Annotated in this window: 17 protein-coding genes and 1 tRNA gene; 5 read left to right on the top strand and 13 right to left on the bottom strand. The window is 73.3% G+C overall.

The window, feature by feature from the left end:
• Window positions 1–384 precede the first annotated feature (384 nt).
• The 10 genes from Q8R60_00320 to Q8R60_00275 all read right to left on the bottom strand — a co-directional run bounded on the left by Q8R60_00320 (window position 385) and on the right by Q8R60_00275 (window position 8,591).
• A tRNA-Ala gene (locus tag Q8R60_00320) sits at window positions 385–457 on the bottom strand.
• A 21-nt stretch (window positions 458–478) separates the two neighbouring features.
• Window positions 479–1,135 (bottom strand): histidine phosphatase family protein, encoded by a 657-nt coding sequence (locus tag Q8R60_00315; protein ID MDP3710911.1) that lies wholly within the window; start codon window positions 1,133–1,135, stop codon window positions 479–481.
• Window positions 1,132–1,518, bottom strand: coding sequence for a ribosome silencing factor (gene rsfS / locus Q8R60_00310; protein MDP3710910.1), 387 nt, complete (start codon window positions 1,516–1,518; stop codon window positions 1,132–1,134). The genes Q8R60_00315 and rsfS overlap by 4 nt, the downstream gene beginning before the upstream one ends.
• Window positions 1,519–1,571: 53 nt before the next feature.
• Window positions 1,572–2,804, bottom strand: a complete 1,233-nt coding sequence (locus Q8R60_00305) for a LytR C-terminal domain-containing protein (GenBank protein ID MDP3710909.1) — start codon at window positions 2,802–2,804, stop codon at window positions 1,572–1,574.
• Entirely contained in the window at window positions 2,801–3,397 is a 597-nt protein-coding gene (gene nadD, locus Q8R60_00300; protein MDP3710908.1) for a nicotinate-nucleotide adenylyltransferase, read from the bottom strand. Before nadD ends, Q8R60_00305 begins: the two co-directional genes overlap by 4 nt.
• Window positions 3,398–3,408: 11 nt before the next feature.
• A complete protein-coding gene (locus tag Q8R60_00295) occupies window positions 3,409–4,191 on the bottom strand; it encodes a GNAT family N-acetyltransferase (protein MDP3710907.1) in 783 nt (260 codons plus the stop codon).
• Window positions 4,192–4,216: 25 nt separating this feature from the next.
• The gene (locus Q8R60_00290; protein MDP3710906.1) at window positions 4,217–5,389 is read right to left on the bottom strand and encodes a DUF4349 domain-containing protein; all 1,173 of its coding nucleotides are present in this window, start codon (window positions 5,387–5,389) and stop codon (window positions 4,217–4,219) included.
• On the bottom strand, window positions 5,386–5,970 hold the full coding sequence (locus Q8R60_00285; protein MDP3710905.1) for an RNA polymerase sigma factor: 585 nt from the start codon (window positions 5,968–5,970) through the stop codon (window positions 5,386–5,388). The genes Q8R60_00290 and Q8R60_00285 overlap by 4 nt, the downstream gene beginning before the upstream one ends.
• A 352-nt stretch (window positions 5,971–6,322) precedes the next feature.
• On the bottom strand, window positions 6,323–7,723 hold the full coding sequence (locus Q8R60_00280; GenBank protein ID MDP3710904.1) for a VWA domain-containing protein: 1,401 nt from the start codon (window positions 7,721–7,723) through the stop codon (window positions 6,323–6,325).
• A 1-nt stretch (window position 7,724) separates the two neighbouring features.
• A complete protein-coding gene (locus Q8R60_00275) occupies window positions 7,725–8,591 on the bottom strand; it encodes a MoxR family ATPase (GenBank protein MDP3710903.1) in 867 nt (288 codons plus the stop codon).
• 236 nt (window positions 8,592–8,827) lie between these two features.
• On the opposite strand from Q8R60_00275, the gene Q8R60_00270 reads away from it, so the two are divergent.
• The gene (locus Q8R60_00270) at window positions 8,828–9,358 is read left to right on the top strand and encodes a hypothetical protein (GenBank protein ID MDP3710902.1); all 531 of its coding nucleotides are present in this window, start codon (window positions 8,828–8,830) and stop codon (window positions 9,356–9,358) included.
• Between the two features lie 10 nt (window positions 9,359–9,368).
• Window positions 9,369–10,196 carry a hypothetical protein gene (locus tag Q8R60_00265; protein ID MDP3710901.1) on the top strand — a complete coding sequence of 276 codons (828 nt, stop codon included), beginning with the start codon at window positions 9,369–9,371 and terminating at the stop codon, window positions 10,194–10,196.
• Here Q8R60_00265 and Q8R60_00260 read toward each other — a convergent pair.
• Window positions 10,181–11,107 (bottom strand): endonuclease/exonuclease/phosphatase family protein, encoded by a 927-nt coding sequence (locus Q8R60_00260; protein MDP3710900.1) that lies wholly within the window; start codon window positions 11,105–11,107, stop codon window positions 10,181–10,183. The genes Q8R60_00265 and Q8R60_00260 overlap by 16 nt on opposite strands.
• A gap of 150 nt (window positions 11,108–11,257) precedes the next feature.
• On the opposite strand from Q8R60_00260, the gene Q8R60_00255 reads away from it, so the two are divergent.
• On the top strand, window positions 11,258–12,016 hold the full coding sequence (locus Q8R60_00255) for a VOC family protein (protein ID MDP3710899.1): 759 nt from the start codon (window positions 11,258–11,260) through the stop codon (window positions 12,014–12,016).
• Between the two features lies 1 nt (window position 12,017).
• Here Q8R60_00255 and Q8R60_00250 read toward each other — a convergent pair whose 3' ends face one another.
• Both Q8R60_00250 and Q8R60_00245 read right to left on the bottom strand, forming a co-directional pair.
• Entirely contained in the window at window positions 12,018–13,031 is a 1,014-nt protein-coding gene (locus tag Q8R60_00250; GenBank protein ID MDP3710898.1) for a hypothetical protein, read from the bottom strand.
• The gene (locus Q8R60_00245) at window positions 13,028–13,528 is read right to left on the bottom strand and encodes an RNA polymerase sigma factor (protein MDP3710897.1); all 501 of its coding nucleotides are present in this window, start codon (window positions 13,526–13,528) and stop codon (window positions 13,028–13,030) included. The genes Q8R60_00250 and Q8R60_00245 overlap by 4 nt, the downstream gene beginning before the upstream one ends.
• Window positions 13,529–13,631: 103 nt before the next feature.
• On the opposite strand from Q8R60_00245, the gene Q8R60_00240 reads away from it, so the two are divergent.
• Window positions 13,632–14,504 carry an NAD(P)-dependent oxidoreductase gene (locus Q8R60_00240; protein ID MDP3710896.1) on the top strand — a complete coding sequence of 291 codons (873 nt, stop codon included), beginning with the start codon at window positions 13,632–13,634 and terminating at the stop codon, window positions 14,502–14,504.
• The gene (locus Q8R60_00235) at window positions 14,504–14,926 is read left to right on the top strand and encodes an ABA4-like family protein (GenBank protein MDP3710895.1); all 423 of its coding nucleotides are present in this window, start codon (window positions 14,504–14,506) and stop codon (window positions 14,924–14,926) included. The genes Q8R60_00240 and Q8R60_00235 overlap by 1 nt, the downstream gene beginning before the upstream one ends.
• The last annotated feature ends 31 nt before the right edge of the window (window positions 14,927–14,957 follow it).

The raw sequence follows: 14,957 nt of genomic DNA, 5'->3' as shown, positions 1-14,957 counted from the left end.
CGCAGCCTCACCCACCACGCCACCCCGTCCGCGGCCTTCCACGCCCGACCCAAAGCCACCCCCGGCACCACCAGCAGCACCCCGAGCCACGACCGGGTCCGCCACGACAAGATCGACAGCAACGGCAAGCTCACCCTGCGCATCAACGGCCGTCTGCACCACATCGGCATCGGCCGAACCCTCGCCCGAACCCCGTCCTCCTACTCGTCCACGACCTCCACGTCCGCATCGTCGACGCCGCGACCGGCGAGCTCTACCGCGAGCTCACCATCGACCCCACCCGGGACTACCAGCCCACCGGCAGACCACGCGGTCCCCAAAAACGGGGAAAGGCCGAACCCTGAGGGTTCGGCCAGTCCGGGATCTCCTGAGAGATCACACGGGTGGAGCTGAGGGGACTCGAACCCCTGACCCCCACACTGCCAGTGTGGTGCGCTACCAGCTGCGCCACAGCCCCGTGGTGCTCCGGAGAACACTACTAGAAGCCGGCGGCGTCCTCGTCGGCAGCCCGAGCGGTCGCCCCGGTGGGCGGGCCCACCAGCGGCCCGAGGCCGGTGTTGTGGCGCTCGAGCCGCCAGCCCCGCTCGCCCTCGACCAGGGTCGACCAGCAGGTGTTGCCCAGCGGCGCGAGCCGCCACCAGTGCTCAGGGGGCAGGCCGGTCGCGGCACCCACCAGGGCACGTGCGGTCCCGCCGTGGGTCACGAGCAGGAGTACGCCGGACCCCGGCAGGTGCTCCTCCAGCGCAGGAAGCGCCCGGGTGGCGACCTCGGCGGGTGTCTCGCCCTCGACGGGCGAGCCCTCCCAACGACGCCAGGCGGCGTACTCGTCGGGCCACTGCAGCGCGACCTCGTCGCCCGTCATCCCCTGCCACCGACCGAAGTGCGTCTCGCGCAGCCGCGGGTCGACGACGAGCGGGAGCCCGACGTGGTCGCAGACGGCGCGCGCCGTATCCAAAGCCCGCGAGAGGTCGGAGGAGACGACGACGGTCGGCGGGTCGGCGGCGAAGACGGTGCCGAGGGCGTCGGCCTGGACCCGGCCGAGCTCGTCGAGGCCGACGTCGAGCTGGCCCTGGATGCGGCCGTCGGCGTTGTGCGCGGTTCGCCCGTGCCGGAGCAGCACGACGCGGCGGGTCATGCCCGCTGGGCCGCGCGACCCTCGTCGGCGTCGGTGAAGGGGATGACCGGGCAGTCCTTCCAGAGCCGCTCGAGGGCGTAGTAGATGCGCTCCTCCTGATGCTGGACGTGCACGACGATGTCGGCGAAGTCGAGCAGCACCCAACGGCCCTCCTCGGCACCCTCGCGGCGCACCGGCTTGGCGCCGAGGTCGCGCAGGCGGTCCTCGATCTCGTCGACGACGGCCTTCACCTGACGGTCGCTCGGGGCGGAGGCCAGCAGGAAGACATCGGTGATGACGAGCTGCTCGCTCACATCGAGGAGCAGGACGTCGGTCGCGAGCTTGTCGGCAGCGGCCTGGGCGGCGGCGAGCGCCAGCTCGACGGCGCGCTCAGAGGCAGGCACGGGGATCTTCTCTCAGTCAGCGGCAGGGGTGCGCCCACCAGTGTGCCAGCCGGTCAGGGCCGGAAGTCGGCACCGACCACGACGATGACGTCGGCGACCGTGCCGAGGTCGGAGCTCGCGACGGCGGTGACGGGTACGCCGAGGGCCTTCGCGACCCGCTCCCCCAGCTGCTGGGCCTCGACGGTGGCGTCGCCGACGAGGACCAGGGTGCGGGCGTAGTCGAAGCTCGGGGCGTTGCGGGAGCCGACGAAGACGAAGCCGGCGGGCACCAGCCTCGCGCGCACCTTCTCACCGATGTTGGGGGTGCCGACCCCGTTGAGCGCGAGCACCCGGTTGTCGCCCTGCCGTGCGCCCTCGGGCACCGACTGCGCGAGCAGCCGGTCGACGAGCGCCTTCGCGGGCTCGATGTCGAGCCGGTAGTTGACCGCGTCACCGGTCTCGATCTTCACGACCGGCAGGCTGTCGTACTGCAGTGCCTGGTCGCGCTCGTCGCTCGCGAGCCCGACGAGCTGCTCGGCCAGCTGGGGCACCGGGACGCTCGAGACCGAGCGCTTGCCCAGCCTGGACAGCAGCGTCACGACCTCCGCCGTCGAGCGCGGCAGCCCGCGCAGCACCCCGTCGAGCACCTCCTGCACGCGCGCGAGCCGGGCCTGCTCCTCCTCACCCCTACCGAGGTAGGTCATGAAGGTGACCGCGCGCAGGCCGTCGAGCTTCTGCCCACCGGGGTTGAGCAGCACCGTCCGGCCACCGGGGCCGCCGAGCACGGCGACGTCGACGTCGACCGCCACACCGCCGACGGCGTCGATGAGCCGCGCCATCGTCGGGACGTCGACGACCCAGCCGCCGTCGACGGTCACCCCGAGCAGGTCGGAGACGGCGTTGCGGGTGCTCTCGGGCGGGACCGTCTTGACCGCGAGGTCGAGGCGCATCGGGCCGCTGCCGGCGACCGGGACGAGCAGCTGCGGTGGCATGAGCACCACCGCACCGCTGCCGGCGTCCTCGTCGTCACCGCCGTCCGGGTCGTGCGCGAGCAGCGACGACGACACCGCCGAACCCGACGGTGCCTGCAGCTGGAAGAGCAGGGTGCGCTGGGTGCGGACCTGCGCGGGCGGGGTCACGGTCTTCTCGTCACCGCTCTGCACGAGGTAGACGGTGGTGGCGAGCAGCAGCACCACGGCGGCGACGCCGGCGGTGACCAGCAGCCGGCGACGGCGCTGGCGCCGAAGCCGACGGGCCTGTGCCCGTCGACCGGTCGCCGTGCTCTCGAACTCGTAGCTGCCGCTCACGTCCCGCCCCGGTAAAGATCCGTCTTGTCGATGTACTGCACCACACCGTCGGGCACGAGGTAGTCCACCGGGCGCCCGCGCGCCACGCGTGTCCTGCAGTCCGACGACGAGATCGCGAGCGCCGGCACCGTCACGAGCGTCACCGACCCGGGCGGGAAGCCGGTCAGGTCGGCCGCGGCATAGCCGGGCCGGTCGACCCCGACGAAGTGCGCGAGCGCGAAGAGCTCGGCCGACCGGTGCCAGCCGAGGATGTGGGCCATCGCGTCGGAGCCGGTGATGAAGAACAGCTCGACGTCGTCGCCGCGCTCGGCGCGCAGGTCCAGCAGGGTGTCGAGGGTGTACGTCGGACCCGCCCGGTCGATGTCGACCCGGCTCACCGAGAAGCGCGGGTTCGACGCCGTCGCGATGACCGTCATCTGGTAGCGGTCCTCGGCCGGGCTCACCACCCGGTCGGCCTTCTGCCAGGGCTGGCCGGTCGGCACGAAGACGACCTCGTCGAGGCCGAACTCCGCCGCCACCTCGTTGGCCGCGGACAGGTGGCCGTGGTGGATCGGGTCGAAGGTCCCGCCCATCACACCGATCCGCCTGGTCACGCGCACCGATGCTAGTGGGGAGGACCTGCCAGCCAGCCGCTCCCGACGCGATCGAAGCCGAGCCGCTCGTAGACCCGGGCGGCCGCGGGGTCGGCCGCGAGGAAGACCAGTCGCGCGCCCGCACCGAAGGCGTGCTCCGCCAGCCGACGCGTGACCGCTCCCCCGAGACCACGACGGCGCAGTGCCGGCAGCGTCGCGACCCCGGTCACCTGGGCGACGTCACCGACGACGGTGACGGTCCCGCACGCCACGGGCTCACCACCGAGGTACGCCGCCACGACTGCCGGTCGGCCCTCCAGCACGCGGGCGGTGCGGACGGCGACCGATGCGGGGTCGCGGTCCTGCGCGGCGTCGAGCCCCTCGACCCCGCCCGTCGAGCTCCGGTCGGTGAAGGCGATGCGCGCGACCGCGTCGGCACGGGCGACGTCGTCGCCGGGGCCGAGCAGCCGCACCTCGGCGTCGACGTCCTCGGCAGGGCGCAGCCCCTCGGGATCGACCGCGAGCAGCGGGTGCTGGTGCACGACGAGGCCGGCCGCGCGGGCGGCGTCCTCGAGGCCCGCCGGGCGACCGCCGACCCACTCGATCGATTCGGGCAGCCCGAGCGCCCGCTGCCGGGCGCCGACCCGTCGTACGTCGTCATCGGTCACGGTCACGCCGGCGTCGACGGGTCGGGCGCTCCAGGGACGCCCCACCCGCTGCGGCACGAAGACCCGCAGCGAACCGTGCTCCTCGACGCGGGCGTCCCGGCGCGGGGCGGCGTCGCCGAAGGCGTCGACGAGGGCCAGGGCATCCACCGGGTGAGCGTGGCAGACCGAGGCCTCAGACGAGGCGCCTCCGCGAGATTCGCCACGCCGCCCGGCCGACGCCCAGCGCCACGACCAGGCAGAGCACCACGAGCAGCGCGGTGCCGCTGCGGCGGACCAGGCCCTCGACGCCGTCGACGAAGCTGTCCTTGGCATCGCCCAGAGCGGTGACCAGGCCGTTCTCCGCGGGCTTCTCCTTCGCGGTGAGGTCGGGGTCGTCGGCCTCGGTGACGGTGACGCTGAGGGTGGAGTACTCCGCCTGCCGCTCGAGCACGCGCCGCTGACCCTCGATCTTGTCGACCTGCGCGGTGACCGCATCGACCTTCTGCTGGACGCTGAGGATCTCGCCGATGGTGCGGGTGCGGGCGAGGATCTCGAGGAAGCGCTCGCGGGTCGCCTTGAGCGTCTTGAGCTGCGCCTCGAGGTCGGCGTACTGCGCGGTGACGTCCTTGCCGGTGGTCGAGGCGCTGCGGACCTCGGCGTCGAGGCCTCGGACCTTCGCGACGACGCCCTCGAACTGCGCGACCGGCACCCGCAGGACCACCGTGCCACTGGGGGTCTCCCCGGACTCCTGCGTCGAGCCGTCCTGGACGTAGCCGCCGACCGCCTTGCCCGCCTCCTGCACCCGGGTGAGGGTCGGCGTCACCTTCCCGTCGGCGACGATGAGCGCGAGGCTGCCGGTCTTGAGCACCCGCTCGGCCAGCCCGTCCGGCGCCGGCGCCGCGACCGGCGGCGCCTGCCCGGCGACCTGGGCAGCAGACCGCCCTTGCCCCACTGCGACCTGCACGGGGTTCGGAGCGAAGCTCAGCCCTTGGGGGGTCGCGGCCGACCCGTAGTCGAGGCTCGCCTCGCCCGGCGCCAAGCTGTCGGCATAGGCCGCCAGGGAGCCGTCTCGGGGTGACTCCGGGGCGGCGGACGCCTGGGGGGTCGGCGCCGCGACGAGCTGCGACCGCGTCGAGCCGTCACCGCCGCCCGTCAGCAGGGCACCTCCCGCCATCGCGCCGGCGACGACGGCAGCAGCCGTGATGACGCGGGCCCAGCGGCGGCGGTACAGCGGGACCACCGTGCCGCCGGCGGCCACCGGGGCGAGCGCTTCCAGCACCTCAGCCGGTCCGTGCGCGGGCACGGTGAAGGACGAGCCGGCCTCCTCGAGCAGCCGCACCAGGTCGTCGTCGTCGATGGTCCTCATCGGGTCGCCTCCAGGGCGGGTGCGGTCTCGGAGTGGTCGTCGCGCGCCCAGGCGGACAGCCGTGGGTCGAGGGCGAGGCGCTGCCGCGCGTCGTGCAGCCGGCTCTTGACGGTGCCGGGGCGGCGGTCGATCGCGACGGCGATCTCCTTCTCCGACAGCCCGGAGTAGTAGCGCAGGACCACCGGCACCCGCAGGTGCTCGGGCAGGTCGGCGAGGGCGTCGAGCACGGTGCCGGCGAGCACGGACCGCTCGGCCGCGTCGGCCGGTGTCGGCTCGCGGTCGGGCAGCACCTCGAGGCCGAGGTCGCCGTCGTCGAGCCGGGTCCGCGACTGGCGGGCGCGGACCTGCGACATGCAGGCGTTGACGACGACGCGGTAGAGCCAGGCCCGCCGGCCGTCCCCGTCGGGCACGGCGTCGCGGAACCGCCACACCCGCAGGAACGCGTCCTGCACGGCGTCCTCGGCCTCGTCGGCGTTGCGCAGCACGAGGCACGCGGTGCGGTAGGCCCGCGCGTAGTCCTGCGCCATCCAGGCCGTCAGCTCGGGCGCTGGTGCACCCGCTGACTCGTCCGGCTCGTCCACGCGACCCCCTTCGTCGCGAGTAGGACGCAGCCGGTCGCCGATCGGTTCGCCCCGCGCCGCTGCCCGGCCGGATGTGGCGATCACGCCAGCGTGAGCAGCCGCATGATCGCCACATCCACAGGTGCGGACCGGCGCCGCGCCCCTGACCGCCCGAAATGTGGCGATCACGCCAGCGTGGGCCAGCGCGCATGATCGCCACATCCGCAGGTGAGGACCGGCGCCGCGCCCCTGACCGCCCGAGATGTGGCGATCACGCCAGCGTGGGCCAGCGCGCATGATCGCCACATCTCCGCGGAGGCGCGGAGGCGCGGAGGCGCGGGCGGGCGGGCGGTCAGCGGGCCCGGCCGTCGGGTCAGGTCGGGAGGAGCTTCTGGACGAAGGCCTCGAGCTGGACGGCGTTGCGGCACTCGACCATCTCGATGACCTCGGAGTACTGCTGCGTCGCACTGTCACCGCTGCCCCAGTAGGCCCGCGGCTCCGGGTTGAGCCAGTAGGCGTGCCGCGACTTCGCGACCAGGTGCTTCAGCGTCTGCGCGCCGGTGGCCCGGTAGTTGTTGCGGGCGTCGCCGAGGATGAGCAGCGAGGTCCGCGGGCCGACCGCGTCCGGGTAGGCCTCGTGGAAGCGCTCGATCGAGTGGCCGTAGTCGCTGTGCCCGTCGAACCACACCAGCTCCGCCTCGGCCGACATCCGCGACAGCGCGTCGGCGACGTCACCGCCCGGGGTGAAGAAGCGCGAGACCTCGTCGCAGGTGTCGATGAAGGCGAAGGCCCGCACCTTGGTGAACTGCTCCGACAGCGCGTAGGCCAGCATCAGCGTGAAGTGCGCGAAGCCCGCGACCGAGCCGCTGACGTCGCAGAGCACGGTGAGCTCGGGCTTGTGGGGCTTGTGGGGCCGGTGGTAGGTCACGAGCGGCACGCCGCCGGTGGCGAGAGAGGCACGGACCGTACGACGGAAGTCCAGGCGCCCCGAGTCGCCCAGCCGTCGGCGCGCGGTGAGGCGGGTCGCGAGCCGGCGGGCCAGCGGGAAGACCTGGCGGCGCAGCTCGGCCATGTCGTTGCGCGAGGCGCGCAGGAAGTCGACCTGCTCGGCCAGCGGCTGCACGGCGGTCTTGGAGATCTGCTCGACCCCGCGGGTCTCGGCGAGCCGCCGGCGCACCTCGGCCTCGACCATCTCCTGGAACTGCCGGATCCGCTCGGTGATGGTCTGGCGCGCGACCTTCTCGGCGAGGCCGCCGCGCTCCTGGCCCTGCAGCAGCGCCTCGAGCAGCGACGACACGAGCGTCTCCGGCGACAGCGAGCGCAGCACCCGGTAGGAGAACCACGACTGCCGGCCCGGGGCGGTGTCGGCCTTGCCGAGCTGCTGCACGGTCTCGCGCGCGAAGCGCCGCAGCGCCTCCTCGTCACCGTCGAGCAGCAGCCGCTCGAGCATCTCGCGCAGCAGCGACGCGTCGGCGGGCCCGCCCTCCTCGCCGTCACCCTCGCCGTCGGCCGCGTCCCCGTCGTACGCCTGGGTGGTGGGGTCCCCGATGACCGGTGGCCACCACAGGTCGAAGAGGGTGTCGAAGGTCGTGCGCTGGGAGGGTCGCTTGAGGACGCAGGCAGCGAAGGCGTGGCGCAGCGCCTCGCGGTCGAGCAGGTCGATCGCGCCCATCGCGCGGGTGGAGTCGAGGACCTCGGCGAGCGAGACCTGGATGCCCGCCTCGCGCAGGGCGTCGTGGAAGCGGATCTCGCGGTCGAGCAGGCCGCCGCTCACGTCAGTTCAGCTTCAGCTGGTCGGTCGCGCGGGCGTGGTCGCTGACGTGCTTGAGCACCACCCCGAGGGTGTCGCGGACCGCTGCCTCGTCGAGGGTGTCGAGGCCGAGCGCGACGAGGGTCTGCGCCCAGTCGATGGTCTCCGCGATCGACGGGGACTTCTTCAGCTCGAGCGCCCGCAGCGCACGCACGGTGCGGACCAGCTGCTCGGCGAGCTTCTCGGCGACCTCCGGCACGCGGCTCAGCACGATGGCCTTCTCGCGCTCGGCGCTCGGGTAGTCGAGGTGCAGGTAGAGGCAGCGGCGCTTGAGCGCCTCCGACAGCTCACGCGTGGCGTTGGAGGTGAGGAAGACGAGCGGGCGGCGGGTGGCCTTGATGGTGCCGAGCTCGGGGATGGTGATCTGGAAGTCCGACAGCACCTCGAGCAGCAGGCCCTCGACCTCGACGTCGGCCTTGTCGGTCTCGTCGATGAGCAGCACGGTCGGGTCGCTGCGGCGGATCGCGGTGAGCAGCGGGCGGCTGAGCAGGAACTCCTCGGCGAAGACGTCGTCGTGGATCTCGTCCCAGGCGCTGTCGTCCTTGGCGGCCTGAATGCGCAGCAACTGCTTCTTATAGTTCCACTCGTAGAGCGCGCGCGCCTCGTCGAGGCCTTCGTAGCACTGCAGCCGGATCAGCTCCGACCCCGTCGCGGTCGCGACGGCCTTGGCGAGCTCGGTCTTGCCGACACCTGCCGGGCCCTCGACGAGCAGCGGCTTGCCGAGCCGGTCGGCGAGGAAGACGGTGGTGGCGATCGCGTCGTCAGACAGGTAGCCGGCCGCGCCGAGACGCTCCTTGACGTCGGCGACGGACGCGAACTGGGGCTGCAGCACGGGCGCTCCTCGAGGGCGGTGAACCGAACGCCATTCTGTCCTACGGGTCCGGCGCAGGCACCCACTGGTCCGTTCGGTGGAACTTCTGACATTCATTCGCCGCCGTGCAGGAGTCCGTCCGGCGGTGCCGAACTGACACCGCGACGCAACTCAGCTGCCCGGCCCACCCGTGGTCGGACAGGCGTCGGCCTGGCCGCACCACCCCCTCGCGCGGCCTCGACTCGACAGGAGAGCACGTGAAGCTTCAGAAGGCAGGCCTCGTCGGCCTCGCTGCGGCCCTCGCGGCCGTGGGCATCGCCGCCCCGAGCATCGCCGGTGGCAACAAGTACACCGCCGTCAGCGACTCCCGCGACTGCGGTGACGGCGACACGGTCGTCCTCAACGGCCCGCTCAAGCTCTGGCCGCCGAACCACAAGTTCGTCGACGAGCCGGTCACGGCCACCGACGCGGACGGCGCCGGGCCGGTCGAGCTCACCCTCATGCCTGACGTCCAGGACGCTTCGGGCGGCGACGGCGGCTCCAACCACGACCCCGACTTCAACGCCACCTCCGAGGACGGCGAGACCCTCGTCGCCACCGGTGACGGTTCGGCCACGGCCGGCCTCCAGCTGCGCGCCGAGCGCTCCGGCAAGGGCGACGGCCGCACCTACGTCATCAACTGGACCGCGATGTTCGACGACAAGACCTGCTCGTCGGGGGACGAGGGCCAGACCCCGTTCGTCATCGAGGTCCCGCACGACATGCGTGGCGGCGCTGACTGGAAGTAGCGTCCGCCTCGTGCGACGCGACCCGAAGGGCCGGTGGGTATCCCCCGCCGGCCCTTCGGCTGTCCTGATGCCGGCGGCGGTCCCTGCCATGCTGCTCGCGCTGCTGCTCAGCGGCTGCACCGTCGGCGAGCCGGACGTCAGCCCCACCCCCCGGCGCGAGCTGGCGGTGCGCCCCGAGCCCGTCGTGACCACGGCCGCGGCAGCGCCGCCGGCCTCGTCGGCACCCGCCGCACCGACCGCCCCGGGACCGTCGGCAAGCGCGGGCACCGGCCCTCGTCCGCAGGGTGCGACCGCGACGGCGGCACCCCCCGTCTCGCGCCCCGAGCCGGTAGCGGCGCCAGCCGGCGAGGGTCCCTACCGGGCCGTGGGGACCGTGACCGACCCCGGTCGCGACCACGGCACGCAAGGCCCGGCGTACGCCGATGTCGTGGGTGTCCTGCTCGAGGACGACGGCACCCGGCTGCGGGCCACGGTCCGCATGGGTGGCGCCGTGCCGCTGCGCACCGCGACGGCCGAGGTGCTCGGCGTCGGGGTCGACCTCTACGACCGCTCGGGCGAGTTCGAGTCCGACTACCAGCTGTTCGCCGACGGCGGCGACGACGGCTGGTTCGCCTACCTGTCCACTCCCGAGGGCTTCGTGCGCTACCCCGGCCGCTTCCAGATCATCGGCGACCAGCTGGTCTTCACGGTGCCCTGGAGCGCGGTCGGGGGCCGGCGCGACGGCTGGACGAAGGCCTTTGCGGACTGGGCGCGCGACGGCGGCGGCACGGTCGGCGGCAACGCCACCGCCAACGACCGCGCACCCCTGGCCGGCACGGTGGGCTACCAGCTCGGCTGAACCCGCAGGTCGGCGACCACCGCGAGGTGGTCGCTGCCGGGCAGCCGCTGCTCGCGCACGTCCGAGACCCCGATCGCCGCACCCGCACCGTCCCGGACGAGGACGTGGTCGAGGTGCAGCAGCGGGAAGGCGGCCGGCCAGGTGCGGACCAGCCCGCGCCCGCGTTCGTCGTGCGCGTCGCGCAGGCCCACGTCGAACAGCCGGCGGAACACCGCGTGGTCGCGGTCGGCGTTGAGGTCGCCGGCGACGACGACGGGCAGGTCGGTCTCGTCGACCTCGCGGCGCAGGTCGGCGAGCGACTCCCGCCAGAGCCGCTCCAGCCCGGTCACCGGCGGGAAGGGGTGGTGCGCCACGAGCCTGACGGCGCGCCCACCCACCGAGACGGTGGCGCGTGGGAGCGCCCGCCCGCCGGTCCGGCGTACCTCCTGGTCTCGCAGCGGGAAGCGGCTGAGCAGCCCGACGGTCTCCGACCGGCCGTCGAAGGGCGTCATCACGAAGGGCAGGTCGTCGATCAGCCCGGCGGCGGTGAGCCCGGCCAGCCCGTTGGCATCGAGCTCGGGCACGACGAGGACGTCAGGACGCAGGGCACGCAGCACCCGCCCGGCCGCCTCCGGCTGCTCGTTGAGGACGTAGAGGTTGGCGGTGACGACCCGCAACGGCTGACCCTCCCCCGCGGCGACCATGCGCTGCGTCGGGACGACCACGACGACGTGCACCGCGACCACGGCGGCGGCGATCAGCGTCGCGCGCCACCGACGGCGCAGGGCGAAGCCGACGAGCAGGGCGTACGCCGGGAGCAGCGTCACCGGCAGTGCCCCGACCAGCAGGGCGAGCAGGGCTCCGCGCTCGAGGCCGGTGACCCGGACGGCGGCGAGCAGGACGAGCGCGCCGAGCCAGAGCCGGGCCAGCACGCCGAGCGCTGACCCTGCCGTTGCCCGCACCACGCCAGAGTGTCACCCGCCCGTGCGACAGTCGGACCTGGCCGGTGGCGCGGCGACGAGCGCGGCACCCGGTCGGCGTCTGCACTGGCGACGACCACCACTCTCGAAGGAGCGAACGCCATGCCCGACAAGACCTCCTACGCCCCCGGCGAGCCCGCCTGGGCCGACCTCGGCACACCGGACTTCGAGGGGTCGCGCGCCTTCTACGGCGGGCTGTTCGGCTGGACCGCGCCCGACAGCGACCCCGAGACCTTCGGGGGCTACACCAACTTCGAGCTCGGCGGTCGCAAGGTCGTCGGCGTCATGCCGCTGATAGACCCGCAGCAGCCGGTCGGCTGGTCGGTCTACGTCTCGACCGACGACGCCGCGAAGACCACCGAGCTCGTCACTGAGGCGGGCGGCAACGTCGTCGCTCCCCCGATGGAGGTCGGCCCGCTCGGGACCATGGCCGTCTACACCGACGCCGTCGGCGCGTTCTTCGGCGTCTGGCAGCCCGGCCAGCACATCGGCGCGGAGGCGGTCGGAGAAGAGGGCACGCTCGCCTGGATCGAGCTGTCGACCCGTGACCAGGCGACCGCTCTCCCGTTCTACGGCCGCGTCTTCGGCTGGACCTCCGTCGCGCCCGAGGGCTACACCGAGCTGCAGCTCGCCGGCCAGTCCGTCGCCGGCTGCATGGACACCCCCGAGGGCGTGCCCGCCGAGGTGCCGTCCCACTGGCTGCCCTACTTCGTCGCCGGCGACCCCGCTGCGAAGGCGGCTCAGGCCGTCGCGCTCGGCGCGACCCTCGTCGTGCCGTTCATGGAGTTCCCCGGCGGGACCTTCGCGGTCGTGCAGGACCCCCACGGCGCGACCTTCGGCCTGCTCGCCATGACCGGCTGAGTCACGTCGTCCCCTCGGCGATGTCCAGCAGCTCCTGCAAGACGTCGCCGTGGGGATGCGCCTCCAGCGAGCCGTTGGCGAGCTGGTTGTCGCAGAACGGCGCCAGCTCCAGGTGGACGTCGCGCCCCTCGGGGTAGCGCGCCACGAACGTCACGGGTGTGAACTCGTCCGACGGCGGCGGGTCCGAGCAGCCGTTCGTGTAGGGGTCTCTCCCCAGCAGGTCCAGGGCGTCGACAAGGCGCCGGGTCTCCTCCGCTGACAGGGCCCGGAACGCGTTGTCGACGCATGCCCCGACGTCGACGTAGCCCTCCGGGAGGAGCTGCCGCTCCTGCCCCGCCCGCCCGCTGTCGTAGGCGTAGCAGTTGCGTTCATCCGAGGTCCGCGGCTGCGGCTGGCGCGACCAGCTCTCCGCGGACCACGTGAGGTTCAGGTCGCCGCCGATCCCGACGCTGCTCGTGAAGTCGCCGTTGCGCGTCGTGGCGCAGCCACCGGTCTCCGACTGGACCCAGACCGCCTTGCCGTCGGCGTAGGTGAGCCGGACGAGGTAGGAGAAGGACGGGATCTCGAGGACAGCCGGGCAGATCCGCTGGCTGCCCTCGAGCTCCTGCGGCAGCGCGAGGTCGGCAGCGATGCGGTCCAGGCCGCTGCCCACCTGCCGCGGCCCCTCGACGGGGGCGTCCTCGTCGGTGCGGTAGCGGCACAGCGTCATCGTCTGCGGCGTCGCGTCGGGGACGAGGCGCTCACCCCCGTCGTCGTACCCGACCGGGCCTTCGGGGACATCGGTCGGCAGCTCGGCCGGGCAGCTGGTCGGGGCCGTGGCCACGGGCAGTGGAGCGGTCCCGTCGGTGGAGCTGGGGAGCAGCAACGACACGGCCAGCACGACGGCGGCCACCGAGATCGCGCTGCCACCGATCGCGAGGCGGGTACGACGACGACGACCGCCCTCGGACCGCACGGCCTCAAGGACGCCTGGCGCGGCCGGGAAGCGGTGCGACCGGTCTGGCTGCAGGCTCATGCGAGGTCTCCGAGGGTCTCGGCGAGGCGGGCGCGGGCCTCGAACAGGCGGCGCTTGACGGTGCCGGTGGGGCGCTTGAGGGCGCGGGCGACGTCCTCGACGGAAAGGTCGGCGTAGTAGTGCAGGAGCACGACGTCGCGCAGTCGCGGGTCGAGCCGCCGGACCGCGTCGATCGTCGCGGTGTCGGGTGCCGGGACCGCGGCGTCGTGAGCGTCCTCGACGAAGGCGGCGTCGCGCTGCGCCTTCCGCCACGATGCCTTGACGAGGTTGGCGGCGACACGGAAGAGGTACGGGCGCGGCTCGCGAAGGGCCGGGTAGCGGACGTAGACGCGGGTGAAGGCCTCCTGAGCGACCTCCTCCCCGAGGTGCCGCTGCCCCGTGAGGGTGATGCAGAAGGCCACGAGCTCGGGCCAGGTCTGCTCGAAGAAGGCGTCGAAGCCGTCGGCCTGCGCCACCTGCTCCACCACCCCCACCGCTGGTGCTGTCGCCGCCCTCATGACGACACCAGTCCGCTGGAGCCTGCCAGGTTCACAGCACGCTGGAGGCCGCCCTGGCGCCATCACCAAGCGGTCGCTGCCGAGCCAGCCTAGGGTCGGCGGCATGACTGCTGTCGCCTTCCTCGGGCTCGGGCGGATGGGCGTGCCGATGGCCGCCCACGTCGCGCGCGCCGGCCATCCGCTGACCGTGTGGAACCGCACCCCCGGCAAGGCCGGGCCGCTGCTCGAGCTCGGTGCGACCGAGGCGGGGTCCGTCGAGACCGCGGTCGACGGCGCCGAGGTTGTCGTGCTCATGCTCTTCGGGCCCGACTCGGTACGCGATGTCCTCACCGACGTGTGTGCCGCGGCCGCCCCCGGCACCCTCGTGGTCGACGCCTCGACCATCGGGCCCGAGGCCGCGCACGGGTTCGGCGCGACCTGCGCGAAGGCCGGGTTGCGCTACGTCGACGCCCCCGTCGCCGGCTCGACCGGTCCGGCGACCGACGGCACGCTGGGCGTGCTCGTCGGTGGCGCACAGCAGGACTACGACGACGCGCTGCCACTGCTGCACCTCTGGGGCGACCCCGCCCGCGTCCGTCGGGTCGGTGAGGTCGGTGCCGGGTCGGCGCTCAAGCTCTGCGTCAACCAGGGCCTCGGCGTCATGGCCGCCGGCCTGGGTGAGTCGCTGCGGCTCGGCCGCGACCTGGGCCTCGACCGCACCGTCCTGCTCGACGTCCTCGGCGGCACCGCCTACGGCTGGTACCTCGGCCAGAAGCGCGCCATGGTCGAGGCCGGCGACTACGCCGCGACGACGTTCTCCCTCGACCTCCTGGCCAAGGACCTCGACCTCGTCGTCACCGCCGCCGACAGCGACCTCGAGGTCACCCGCGCGTGCCTCGACCAGGCCCGCCGCGCACTGGCCGCCGGCCACTCCGGCGAGGACTACGCCGCGGTCACCGGGCACGTGGCCGACGAGGGACAGGCAGACTCGCACTGATGACACCGATGACCGCGCGCGACAAGCGCATGTACGCCGTGATCAACACCTGCACCGCGCCGATCTGGCTCGCCATGATCCTGCTGCCCCGCTCGGCTCTGACCGCCACCGTGGTCCGGCTGGCGACACCCCTCTACGCCGCGCTGGGTGCTTCGTACATCGGCCTGCTCGCCAGCGGCTGGGGCGGCGAGCGGGTGGACTTCCGCGACCCGGAGTCCGTGCGCGTCGGGCTCGGCAACCCGCGCGGGTTCCTGGCCGGCTGGGCGCACTACATCGCGTTCGACCTCTTCGTGGGCCGGTGGGTCTGGGAGCAGGGGCTCGAGAAGGGCCGGTCCACGCGGGTCGCCCTGCTGCTCACCTGGATGGCCGGCCCGGCCGGTCTCACCCTCTGGCTCGGCCAGTCCGCGGTCGCCCGCCGCTGACCGCTGCTGGACACACCAGGGTTTCGGCGTA

Source organism: Mycobacteriales bacterium, from assembly GCA_030697205.1.
Classification (GTDB): Bacteria; Actinomycetota; Actinomycetes; order Mycobacteriales; family SCTD01; genus JAUYQP01.
This window is presented reverse-complemented; position numbering and strand designations above follow the sequence as displayed.

Coding starts and splice junctions, on each gene's coding strand:
- Q8R60_00315 (MDP3710911.1), bottom strand. CDS start 1,135: ATGACCCGCCGCGTCGTGCTGCTCCGGCACGGGCGAACCGCGCACAAC.
- Q8R60_00290 (MDP3710906.1), bottom strand. CDS start 5,389: ATGAGGACCATCGACGACGACGACCTGGTGCGGCTGCTCGAGGAGGCC.
- Q8R60_00255 (MDP3710899.1), top strand. CDS start 11,258: ATGCCCGACAAGACCTCCTACGCCCCCGGCGAGCCCGCCTGGGCCGAC.
- Q8R60_00250 (MDP3710898.1), bottom strand. CDS start 13,031: ATGAGCCTGCAGCCAGACCGGTCGCACCGCTTCCCGGCCGCGCCAGGC.
- Q8R60_00245 (MDP3710897.1), bottom strand. CDS start 13,528: ATGAGGGCGGCGACAGCACCAGCGGTGGGGGTGGTGGAGCAGGTGGCG.
- Q8R60_00240 (MDP3710896.1), top strand. CDS start 13,632: ATGACTGCTGTCGCCTTCCTCGGGCTCGGGCGGATGGGCGTGCCGATG.
- Q8R60_00235 (MDP3710895.1), top strand. CDS start 14,504: ATGACACCGATGACCGCGCGCGACAAGCGCATGTACGCCGTGATCAAC.